Annotated in this window: 11 protein-coding genes and 1 pseudogene; 1 reads left to right on the top strand and 11 read right to left on the bottom strand. The window is 40.4% G+C overall.

Features of this window, described 5'->3' with window-relative positions:
* Positions 1 to 141 (top strand): annotated as a pseudogene (locus tag O3670_RS08635) (amino acid ABC transporter permease); the annotation flags it as partial.
* A gap of 76 nt (positions 142 to 217) precedes the next feature.
* Here the strand turns inward: O3670_RS08635 and O3670_RS08630 are convergent.
* From O3670_RS08630 to pelF, 11 genes are all read right to left on the bottom strand, one after another.
* A complete protein-coding gene (locus O3670_RS08630; RefSeq protein WP_371596006.1) occupies positions 218 to 1,099 on the bottom strand; it encodes a DNA/RNA non-specific endonuclease in 882 nt (293 codons plus the stop codon).
* 61 nt (positions 1,100 to 1,160) lie between these two features.
* Complete coding sequence (locus O3670_RS08625) at positions 1,161 to 1,349, bottom strand: DNA-directed RNA polymerase subunit beta (RefSeq protein ID WP_371596005.1); 189 nt, start codon at positions 1,347 to 1,349, stop codon at positions 1,161 to 1,163.
* A 1-nt stretch (position 1,350) separates the two neighbouring features.
* Positions 1,351 to 2,622: a UDP-N-acetylglucosamine 1-carboxyvinyltransferase gene (gene murA, locus O3670_RS08620; protein ID WP_064525319.1), complete on the bottom strand. Its 1,272-nt coding sequence runs from the start codon at positions 2,620 to 2,622 to the stop codon at positions 1,351 to 1,353.
* A 67-nt stretch (positions 2,623 to 2,689) separates the two neighbouring features.
* On the bottom strand, positions 2,690 to 2,926 hold the full coding sequence (locus O3670_RS08615) for a DUF1146 family protein (protein WP_247915969.1): 237 nt from the start codon (positions 2,924 to 2,926) through the stop codon (positions 2,690 to 2,692).
* A 191-nt stretch (positions 2,927 to 3,117) separates the two neighbouring features.
* Positions 3,118 to 4,131, bottom strand: a complete 1,014-nt coding sequence (gene galE, locus O3670_RS08610; RefSeq protein ID WP_021144269.1) for a UDP-glucose 4-epimerase GalE — start codon at positions 4,129 to 4,131, stop codon at positions 3,118 to 3,120.
* A 14-nt stretch (positions 4,132 to 4,145) separates the two neighbouring features.
* The gene (locus tag O3670_RS08605) at positions 4,146 to 5,567 is read right to left on the bottom strand and encodes a DUF4832 domain-containing protein (protein WP_175057564.1); all 1,422 of its coding nucleotides are present in this window, start codon (positions 5,565 to 5,567) and stop codon (positions 4,146 to 4,148) included.
* Complete coding sequence (locus O3670_RS08600) at positions 5,560 to 6,231, bottom strand: DUF4956 domain-containing protein (RefSeq protein WP_002890827.1); 672 nt, start codon at positions 6,229 to 6,231, stop codon at positions 5,560 to 5,562. Before O3670_RS08600 ends, O3670_RS08605 begins: the two co-directional genes overlap by 8 nt.
* Positions 6,232 to 6,280: 49 nt before the next feature.
* On the bottom strand, positions 6,281 to 7,009 hold the full coding sequence (locus tag O3670_RS08595) for a polyphosphate polymerase domain-containing protein (RefSeq protein ID WP_002883511.1): 729 nt from the start codon (positions 7,007 to 7,009) through the stop codon (positions 6,281 to 6,283).
* On the bottom strand, positions 6,999 to 8,765 hold the full coding sequence (locus tag O3670_RS08590; RefSeq protein ID WP_021144274.1) for a CotH kinase family protein: 1,767 nt from the start codon (positions 8,763 to 8,765) through the stop codon (positions 6,999 to 7,001). The genes O3670_RS08595 and O3670_RS08590 overlap by 11 nt, the downstream gene beginning before the upstream one ends.
* Positions 8,762 to 10,213: an exopolysaccharide Pel transporter PelG gene (gene pelG / locus O3670_RS08585; RefSeq protein WP_021144275.1), complete on the bottom strand. Its 1,452-nt coding sequence runs from the start codon at positions 10,211 to 10,213 to the stop codon at positions 8,762 to 8,764. Before pelG ends, O3670_RS08590 begins: the two co-directional genes overlap by 4 nt.
* Positions 10,213 to 11,619, bottom strand: a complete 1,407-nt coding sequence (pelF, locus tag O3670_RS08580; protein WP_073687268.1) for a GT4 family glycosyltransferase PelF — start codon at positions 11,617 to 11,619, stop codon at positions 10,213 to 10,215. The genes pelG and pelF overlap by 1 nt, the downstream gene beginning before the upstream one ends.
* Positions 11,620 to 11,633: the final 14 nt, after the last annotated feature.

Here is an 11,633-nt window from a genome sequence, read left to right as displayed (position 1 = left end):
ATTTTGATGGGTGGTTACTACGAACCTAGTCAAATCTTTACTTTATACGGTATTGTGGCTTTAGCTTATTTCGTGGTTAACTTTGCCATCTCTAGCTACTCTCGCTACCTCTCTAAACAATGGGAGCAAGCTAGTGAATAAAACAAAAACTCACCTGCCGGTGGGTTTTTATTTTGCTGGATACTAAAAACGACTCCAACCGGAGTCGTTTGTTTCGTTAATTCACCGTTACTTTCCCTGAATAATAATCTAGGGTAATTCCCTGTTGGACATTTGGAACAAAGACATTGAACTCAAGTGAGCCATCAGCTGACTTGGCTTCAAGATGTGAACCTGATGGAATGAGGTTGTCTCCTTCATAAATAAGGGTAACGCGATAACGAACACGTTTGTTTTTATCCTGAGCTTTTCGTACCAGGCTTTCATAATAGTTTTGGCCTGTAGAACTTTCGCTATTAGCTTGGTTAGCCCAAGCAGTTTGAACGGCAATATTTTCTGGATTTGAAGTCGAGGCATCAAATCCTTTGAGACCACCTACAAGTGCATAGCCCAACAAATGACCTCTATCTACGGCATGGCTATACTCTCCTGAAAGATTGTGAACTTGATGCCATCCCGCAGGTGTCCAAGAGGTTGAGCCATTCCCTGTTTCTTGACGATTTTTGTACTGTCTGGTTGCTTTACTTAATAAGGCATTCGCAACTGTAGGAACCGTTTGTCCTTGAACCGTTTTGACTTGGTTATTGGCATAGGGTTGGCTAGAAACCTTAGCATTTAGATTAGTCTTATTACCATTAACAATATAAGCCCCTGCCCCATTCCATTCAATGGCGTTTCCTAGTTGACTTTTGACGGAGCTAGTCATCACTGACTCAGCAAGCTGCTCTTGTGGCGTAGCCTTTCCATTTGTTGAACCGTTTGATTTGACGGAGTTATTGGATTTTCCCGAGACTAGACTAGCTACCTGCTTGATTGGATTATTAGGCGATAGCGTATTGCTCGTCCCAATGTAACCTAAAACTGCAATCAAGACCGCTATTAGTAACGAGACTAGCTGACGTTTCTGTTTATTTGTTAAAGATGTCTTTCTTTTTGCCATTGTTCTCTTTCTTTTATATGAATGTCATGACTAAAGGAGCGGGATTACTTCCCACTCCCTTTTAATTTCCTGTAAATTTAGCAACAATTGCCTGCCAGGTTTCTGGTTTTAAGATGCTTATAGGATTCTTGCCCTCTCCTAAAACAGCATAGCCAATCATCAATCCGATTGCTAGAAAAGCAAGGCCAATCACACACACACTCAAAACAAGTAATAATTGACGAAAAACATAGCCTTTACCAGTTTCCATACTAAGCCTCACTTACACGTGAAATATTTGCTCCTAGTTTAGCTAGTTTCTCATGGAATTGATAGTAACCACGATCCAAGTGTGTCAACTTACCAACAGTAGTTGTTCCTTCAGCCACCATCCCTGTAAGAATTAGTGCTGCCGAAGCCCGAAGGTCAGTAGACATAACTTGAGCACCTTGAAGTGGCAAACCACCGTGAATCATAGCCGTATCACGAAGGATTTCTGAATGAAGTCCCATACGACGCATTTCTTCTAAGTGTTGGAAGCGATTCTCAAAGACTGTTTCAATCATGGTTGATTCCCCGTTTACCACTGCCATAAGTGCTGTAAATTGAGCTTGCATGTCAGTTGGGAAACCTGGGTGAGGTAGAGTTTTAACGGTTACTGGTTTCAATTGTGAAACATCAGATTTAACACGAATACCGCCGTCTTCTTCCTTAACATAGACACCCATTTCCAATAATTTTGAAATCAAAGGACGGTTATGTTCCCAAATAGCATCTTTGATAAGGACATCCCCAGAAGTCATGGCTGCTGCTACCATAAAGGTACCTGCTTCAATACGGTCCTGAACAACTGCATGTTTAGTACCATGGAGAGCTTTAACACCTTTAATCACGAGTGATTCAGTTCCAGCACCTTTGACATCTGCTCCCATCTCGTTAAGAAGAAGGGCCAAGTCAACGATTTCTGGTTCACGCGCAGCATTTTCAATGGTTGTAACTCCATCAGCCAAAGTGGCTGCCATCATAAGGTTTTGAGTGGCACCGACAGATGGAAAGTCCATATAAATAGTTGCACCTTTTAGTTTTTCTGCTGTCGCAGTGATGTCACCACCAACTTGGGTAATTTTAGCACCCATTGCTTCTAAACCTTTGAGGTGGAGGTCAATCGGACGGCTACCAATCGTACAACCACCAGGCATTGAAACCTTCGCGTGCCCATTGCGGGCAAGAATTGGTCCAAGTACTACGATAGACGCACGCATCTTGCTCACATACTCATATGGCGCCTGATCGAGAATTTCTCCACTAGCATCAACGACAACGGTATTGTTTTCCTCGTCAAAGTCTACAGCAATATCTAAACCACGAACAACATTATTCATCGTGTAAACATCCGACAAGATTGGAACATTAGTTAAGGTTGTTTGACCTTCCGAGGCCAAGATAGTCGCTGCCAACAAGGGGAGGACAGCGTTTTTAGCACCTTCAATGACAACCTCACCACTTAATCGAGTGTTGCCACCCTGCACAATAATTTTATCCATAAGGATTCCTTTCAAGGGTCAATTTCATCTTTTTATATTATATCAAAAGTCTTTTAAATTCACTAATTTAAGATATTGAGCTAGCCATATTCTGTCCAAAAGCTAAAACCGACAGAATAAAGGAACTGATAAGATAGCCTAAGGCAATACTGATAAAGAGCAAAAAGAGTTTCAATTTACCAGTATTTTCAATCGGATTTTTGATGATTTTTGCCCAATCAAAGAGGCTAATCAGCATTTGGTAGCTCAATCCTATAAATACAAGGTGACTCGCCAAAGTGACGAATTGATTAATAATAGTCATGACTCCATTATACCATAGAAAGCTAAGCTAAAACATAAAAAGAGGGTGAGACAGTTCTAAATCTGTAATCATTTAGTGACTGCTTCCACTCCTCTTCTCTTTATTTTTGAAGCTACTAGATTAGGGATACTTTAAAATAATCTAGTGCTTAGCTTACACTCTCTAGGGACTTATAATTTGAGTTATGCAACTTAGTCTTCATAACCGTTAGGGTTAGTCGTTTGCCAACGCCAAGAATCTCTAACCATTTCTTTCAAGGTCTTCTTAGCTTCCCAGCCAAGAACTTCTTTGGCCTTTTCAGGAGAGGCATAGCAAGTAGCAATATCACCAGCACGACGTCCTTGAATACGGTATGGAATAGCAACCTTGTTTTCAGCTTCGAAAGTCTTAACGAGATCCAATACGCTATAACCATGTCCAGTACCCAAGTTGAAAATCTCAGCACCTTTATGACTCAAATTATATTTGACAGCAGCCAAGTGACCTGAGGCCAAGTCAAGGACGTGAATGTAGTCACGCACACCTGTACCATCTGGAGTTGGATAGTCATCCCCAAAGACGTTAAGCTCAGGAAGTTTACCAATAGCTACCTGTGTAATATATGGCATCAAGTTGTTTGGAATACCGTTTGGCAATTCCCCAATCAAACCACTTTCATGAGCACCGATAGGATTGAAATAACGAAGATTTGTGACTGACCATGACGGATCTGAAGCAGCTACGTCTGTAAGAATTTGTTCCATCATCAACTTAGTATAACCGTATGGGTTAATAGCTGACGTTGGCATATCTTCCGTCATTGGAGAAGGATTATTAGTACCGTAAACTGTTGCACTTGAACTGAAGACGATGTTTTTAACATCATATTCTTTCATTTTTTCAAGAAGAGTAATGGTACCACTGATATTGTTTTTATAATATTTCAAAGGTTTTTGAACAGATTCTCCCACTGCCTTGAAGGCCGCGAAGTGAATAACTAACTCAATATCTTCATTTGTAAAAACCTTATCCAAAAAATCAGTATCTAAAATGGAACCTTGATAAAATGGAAATTTTTTACCAGTAATCTTTTCCAAACGTTCAAGAACTGCTGGCGAACTATTTGAAAAGTCGTCAACTAAGACTACATCGAAACCTGCATTAAGGAGTTCAACGGTTGTGTGGCTACCGATATAGCCAGCTCCTCCTGTAATTAAAATAGACATATATTTTTCCTTTCTTACTTGTCAGTGCCTTTTTGATCCTTTTGAATCGTTGCTAATTTAGGCATGACTTCTCCTTCAAAACCTTTCATGGCAAAATGAACCGAAGGCTCTTGTGTCATTGGAGATAGAATTCCTAGCTTCACCTGATAATTCTGATCTTTGGAATAGGCGAAACTTGCCTTAAGTTCAGTTGTTTGATCTGGAAGCAATTCTGACAAACGACAATCAAGTTGTTGGGCTTGAAGAACCTTACCATTAGCATTACACAAGTATAATACCACAGGCCAATCCCCATATAAAGGGGCAACCCCAGAATTTTCCAAATTAAGGGTAATTTCAACCTTGCTCTCTCCTTTGGAAATTGTCAAACCTGATACCCAGAGACGGTAGCCCATGTTCTTCAAGAGTTCCTTATAAGCAGCTTGCCCGTCACCAATATCTTCAGCAACCTTTGGACCCAAGAAGGTCAAATGAGCTGCTTTGGCTTCATCTGTAAGCTCGTCTAAGTTATTACCAAGCAAAGTAGACATAGACTGCGAACTTGTTAATTCACCACCGATTGGTGCTTTCTCCCAGGCCTTAGGCATGGCTTTCAAGGCAGCTTGCTCTTGGGTTTGATCATATGATCCACCATTTTGAATCCAATTTAACCAGGTTTTAGTTGCTGATTTGTCTCCAAAGACATCATTGTAGATTCCAAAATCACCTTCCAAACCTGTATCAAAAGGTCTTCTCATAAGAATCTTTGCTTTAGGAAAGGCTGGTTGAAACGGAGCAATGTAGTCCTTACGAACTTCTTTTCGTGGCAATTGGCGAATGCCCGCATCTGAGTGAACATGCCACTCACCCCAGTGGCCTAGGCCACCAAGCTCGATGTAGGCGATAAAATCATCATTGCCCCAACGCTGTCCCATAGCAGTAACAGCATCTTTATAGTATTTTCTAAGCCGTTTATTTTGGTAATTTGGTGAAAATCCCTTACCGTAGGATGTGCTATAAGCATCCCCAAGGTCAGAAATTTCATTTCCCAACCAGTTAGGGATATCCTTATGACTTGATTTGCCAGGGTAATCTAGCAAGAAACGTAAGACGACCTGCTTGCCTTCTTTCTTCCATCGTTTAAACTGGTTACTTTCTTCAATTGTTTCCCAGTTATAGTGGCCCTTTTTAGGTTCCAATTCTTTCCATGTAATATCAACATAGACTAGGTGAATGTCTTCAGAAACTGTTTTTTCTTCAGCTGAAGGGACATAACCCATGAGCGGATTCCCAAAACTCTTGTCTGAAAGCGTATATTCAAACTTGGTACCTGTGTTTCTGGTATTTAAATACACAAAAATGGCATAAAGACCACTCGTAATGATGATTAGACAGATGACGAGCCAAAGTTTCTTCTTTCGACTACTCCAACTTTTCTTCTCACGTCTTCTAGCCATGGTATTCGCCGTTGTATTGGATCAGCGTAAGGTCTTTGACACCTTCGATAGATTTAATGTTTTCAACGAAGGTAAGGTCGTTATTTTTCACAAAGACTTCAATAGCCATCTCAACACTGTCTTTTCGCATAGTTTCAGACTTGATAAAGTGCTTGATGCGACCAAGTTCTTGAATAACTTTGTCACCTGTGTGCTCACCATCAAAGTGAACCACAGCGATATACACCTTACCAGTCTCTTGCAAGCGGCTAAAGACAATAAGCATCAGTAGGATAACGATAGACGTTACAACGGCTAGGACATACATACCTGCCCCTACCGTAATCCCTGAGGTAATTGCCCAGAAAAGATAGAGCAAGTCCATAGGATCCTTAACTGCAGTACGGTAACGGACGATAGAGAGGGCACCGACCATACCAAGTGAGATAACGATGTTTGAACTGATTGCCAGTGTTACCATTGACGTAAGCAAGGTCATACCGACCAAAGTCATGGCAAAACTGCGTGAATAAATAACGCCTGTAAAGAAATGCTGGTAAACCTTATAGATAAAGGCTCCAATCAACAAGGCAAGTAGCAAGACGATAACAATACGAAACGGTGACTGCGTCGCATAGTTATCAGACTGCAAAATAGATTTTTTTATAAAGTCTTGAACACTCATAAATTCCCCTTTTTATACTAAGTTCTTCCAAACTTAGCACTTTTCCGATTTATATATTCCCATCTTCCCAGTATTCAAAACCATTTAGATACTGAGATTTTTCATAAGCCAATACGTACTTAGAGACAGCCATCATGTCTGCTTTCCCTGGCAAGACACTTTGGACAATCTTTGGCAGATACTCTGTATATTTAACTTCGAAAACCATCTTTTCCGGATCAATGACTGGAATTGTTGGTAAGTCCGGATCAAAAATATCAAAACTTCCAACCGCTACTCTGACATTTTGGTCAAAGGTTAAGCGAACTGTTCCAAAGTCATAAACCCACGGCTCTCGTTCATAATCAACGATGGTCCGTGGACGCATCATGTTACTAACACATTCATAGTAAAATTCCTGACAGAGAGGATAGGGACTTTTCAAGAGAAAGTCATAATCCCCATCAATGATTTTATAAAATTCTTCGACAGTTAGTGGTGCATCCTCTTTCAGAATGTAGGTATCAACCTTTTTCTTACGCTCTAGCTTGATACTATTGGTCCCGAAATTGTAGATACGAATCCGATATTTTTTACGAACCAGAATACCTGCATCTTTTTCAGCATAGGCACTATTCCAATAGTCGTCAAAGTAAAGACTTCGAATGGTATAACCACCATTTGTCGCATGCTTATCCAACTGAATCAAATGTTTGAAACGCTCAGTCAACAGGGCCTTTTCTGGTTCACCAATGACGTATTTCAACTCATGGCGAAAGGGCTTCTCTTTAGTCTTCATAACCATCTACCCCAATTTTTCCATCTTCGAGGACAAAGAAGCTCATGATACCAAATTGTTTAGAGTTATCACTATTGACATAGTAGTCAAAGGCACGTTGTGATTGTCCAGCCTCATTAGTTGCAGTCACACGTACGAAGTATTGTCCCTTAGGCAAGGTATCTGTTTCAGCACTGAGGGTCTTGAGACCAGATTTTTCAAAGACCTTGTCTTTAAATTCATAGTCCTTAGCTAACTCAACTGTGTAAGTCAACTTGCTGTTATTGAAGTCGTAAGAGGCACCCCAACTTAATTTCAATTTGTTATTGGCCACTTCCGGCTTATTGATAAAGAATGGTTGTGGTTTTTCAAGACTTGTTTTGTAAATCTTGTAGTTGTTCTCCAACTCATTTGGCAAATCTGCCAAAATCTTGTCGTAATTATCAGGTGTTGTCTTAGCATGCATTTGGTCAGGCATCTTAGCTAGGTAAGGTTTAATGACTGCTGCGTATTCATTACTCATAGAAGTAATCTTGTCACCAGTAATTGTCTTACGTAGCTCATCCATCTTCTCATCTAGACCCTTGCGGAACTCTTTTGATTTGAGCAAACGTTGGAAAAGTTGGTTACCCCAATAGTTGCTGACACCGACTTCCCAGCTATTGGCTTGGTCGCTGTCCTTACTTACCAAACGACGTTCATTCTTCATCAAGATACTATCGTTATCCCAAGGAATGATGTACCATTTGGTTGAGTTTTGTGGGCTATAGAGATACATGTTACGACTCTGTGTATCATCATTACCAAGCAACATCTGGAAGGCCATCCAATATTGGATATTCTCAGGATCTACATACTTGTCCATGATGGTTTCGATCTTCACCGATGGATCGTTGAGCTTGGTTAGAAAATCAATAAGTTTGGTGTGATCATGGCTACCTTTGATTTCCAAAAGTTTCTCGAATTTATCCTTATCGAATTTAGGATCATCTTCTTTAACAATCGTATCTTCATAGCGGAAGAATTCGAAGAAGTTTGGTTTATAAAGGTTGGCATTTTCATCTAGACCATGATCTTTCAGATAGTTTTTGTTAATCTGTTCGACTTGCGTGTAGAGACCATAATCTTCAAATTTACCTGAAGGATTGTCAGAGGTTTCATCTTTAACGTAGAGGTGAACAAAACTCGTTCTAGCACCCATGAGTTGTGGAATTTCTTCCATTAAATCATAGGACATCTTATTTCTAAAGCGAAGGGCTTCAGTCTGGTGTTTGTTAAGGTTAATCGTACGTTGGCCGTTCCACTCACCCTTGTTCTTTTTAATCTTGATTTTGTAGTTCTTTTGGGCGTTCTTACTTGAACTTTCCCCACGAATCTGAACACTGGCATTTGGCACGTCTTGGTCATAACCTAACTCACCAGAGACAGGACCATCCTCGTTACCTACTTGGAGGAGCCCTGCTACTTGATATCGTTTAACATGCATTTTCTGATAATCTTCAACGGAATATTGGTTGACCTCAGACCATGAGTGATTTTGATTTTCTGTAGCATCTCCACGACGTACAGTCAGGTACATGGTCGTTACCTTCGTATGATCCTTATCATAGAGACTCTTTTTGTCTCTTAAGTGTACATTAGAGATATCAGTGGCCGCTTGTTTATCTACTTTTTTAGTTGTCACACCGTTTTTTGTCTGCTCCTTGGAACCGCATGCTGTAAAACCAAAGACCGTACAGAGCAACAAAACTGCTGCTAAACTCTTTTTCCTATTCATTTCCCCCACCTCTTTTGTATGTTTTCTAAACGCTCAGTCCATTTTTCAAAATAGCCCACGTCATTCTTAGATACCATGGCTTGGCTTCCTAAGAAATGATACTGAAGATCACTTGTGTATTTATCGATTTCCTGACCACTTTCAAGGAAAAGAAGTAAAGAAGAAATCAAGAAGGCGTAACCGAGGAAGGCTGAGTCCAAGAACTGAGAACCAAAACTCAAAACTACTGTCAAAATAGCAAAGTGTTTGGCAAGTTTCTTGGCCCCCTTATAATCTGCAAAATACATCAATAGCAAGATATTTACATTACCAACAGCATAGAGACCATAAGCCAGACATAGCGTTAAAAAGTACCCATGCATTTGATTGTTAAAACCAATTGGTAAATAAGTCAAGGCCACGCTTCCGAAGAACATAATGAAAATTGTCGCTAGCAATTGTTTCCAAAAAACATATTTGAGTTCGTTACTCATGACATCCAGCATTTGAGTTTCAGCTTCCTGGATATCCGAAAGACTTCCCTCTTCATTGTATAGGTTAAAATAACGTCGGAAATGCGGATAGAAGGAAACCTCGACAGACATAACGAAATTAAGTGTTGATACCAAAGTCGTTAAGTAGGCTAGCATGGCTGGCACATCGTAGACTGGAGCTGTACGGAAGAAGCCGTCAAAACTCTTACTAATTGGCCCAAACCAGTTAATAATAATATGAGCAAAGAGGGCCACCAACATGTAAAGTCCAGTCTTGGCAAGATCAGAGAATTGATCAAACCATTTCAAAAACTCAAAGGACATTTTAAGATTAGATGGGAAATAGTCATGGATAAGACGAACCATCCAAAACATCATTCCACCGTATCCCAAACAAACACTTAGGAAGATACCATACTTTTGATGTAGTAAAATACTAAGTAACCCAGAGACAATCGTCACACCAATCGCTAAAAAGAAACCTTTGATAATTTCTTTATAGGATTTAATCGCCGTCAAGTAGGTAATGACATTCCAAACGAGACAAAGCTCACCAAAGAGCAAAACTCCCATAGCCACTTCTGCTAAGCTTCGACTAGCCAAGGCTAGATAGATCGCATAAAGTGGTGTCCCAATCAAAAGCATCAAGGCACTCGACGCATAAAATGAAGGGATGATAGTCTCAAATTTTTTCTCGTAGAGCATGTCCGCAACAAAGCGAGTTACCACCAGAGAAAAGAGACTGGTAATCACGAGTGAAAAGATAATAGCGTAAGTTAAGTTTGAAAGAATATAATCACGCTCATTTTCACTGATTCCCGCGACCATTGTCAGAACAACGACACCAGCTGTAAGTAAAATCCCTAAAAGCATAGGACCGGTATAAACAATTCCAGCATATGCGTAGGCCTTTTGTTTTGAAAAAAGGCTATCCTCGTTGTAAATTTTACGTAATTCAAATCCAATACCGGCCATTAAACAGCCACCTCCTCATATAAGCGTCGATACTGACCGATCATTTGCGGATATTGATATATCGCCTCAACACGCTTACGCGCAATTTCACCCATTTCAAGACGTCTAGCATCATTAATCGCCATCTTCTTCATAGCTTCTGCAAGAGGCCCTGTACAAGTAGGTGGCGCACAAAATCCTGCAATCCCTAGATTGTCATCCTCACGACCTTCTAGCAATTCTCGACAACATCCGACATCTGTCGTCACGCAAGGACGGCTAGCCGCCATTGATTCCAAAACAGAAAGTGGCAAACCTTCAGAAAGACTGGTCAAAAGCGTAAAATCAATTTTCTTCATATATTCTCGAATATTAACACGACCAGTGAATAGGAGACGATCTCCCAAGTCCATCTTATCGGCCAAGCTAAAACACTCATCCGCATATTCTTGGTCATCTATGCCACCCATGATATGCAAACGAACGTTTGGTACTTGCTGAGCTAGTTCGTAGAAAGAATACAACATGGTTTTGATGTCCTTAATTGGAGCCAAACGAACCACGGCTCCGATATCAATCCAACCATCCGGTTCTTTCAAAGGAATTTGAGAAAACGCATCGTAGTCAATCCCGTTTGAAATAACCTGACATTTCTCTGGATCACAACCCATCTCAATCTGAATTTCCTTGGCCTTAGTAAAGAGGCTGGTAATTTTTTCAGCATTTTGATAAATCGCATCAGACAACATATAGAAGAACCTTACCCACTGTTGGCGCATTGTCGGTAAAACCCACTTGGCACGAAGCAATTCTTCCTCACGTTCACGCGTATAAATCCCGTGTTCAGTTAAGAAGAGAGGTTTGTCATAGGTCAAACTGCCCAAAGTTGCAAGAATACCACCATAACCTGTAGAGATTGAGTGGTAAACATCTGCTTCAGGAGGTGGACAAGATAAAATATTTAAAAGTGGAAACAGCATAGAACGGATCGTGTGAAAAACATCTGAAAAAGATAGCTGCGTGTAGCGTTCACTACAGAGATCCTTCAAGACCTGAAAAAAGGCCTCACTACTCAAGAGATCGTTAGGAACGACCTTACCATCCTGTAAAAGTTTAAACAAGACTTTCCAATCAGGTTGTTGACAAAAAACCATATCTTTAAGCGCTTGTTTTTCCTCATCTGTAAACTGATGTGGCTCTATGTCTTCTTCTTTATCTGGCACAACATAGTCCAAAAAGACTTCGTGTACTTCTACGACATTTTCAGGAAGTTCATAAACAAACTTTCCCTTTTGCTCATGTGTTGCCCCCACAACCCAGAGAACAAATTCATGCTCTTTCATTTCTGTAATATATTGATGCATCCAAGTAGAGACACCACCGTGAACATACGGATAGGACCCTTCAAGAATTAAACATATCTTCATCGGCATTTCCCCTA

The sequence above is a fragment of the Streptococcus sp. 27098_8_74 genome (assembly GCF_041431705.1).
Lineage (GTDB): Bacteria > Bacillota > Bacilli > Lactobacillales > Streptococcaceae > Streptococcus > Streptococcus salivarius_E.
The sequence above is the reverse complement of the archived record's forward strand: the minus strand, read 5'-3'. Positions and strand labels throughout refer to the sequence as shown.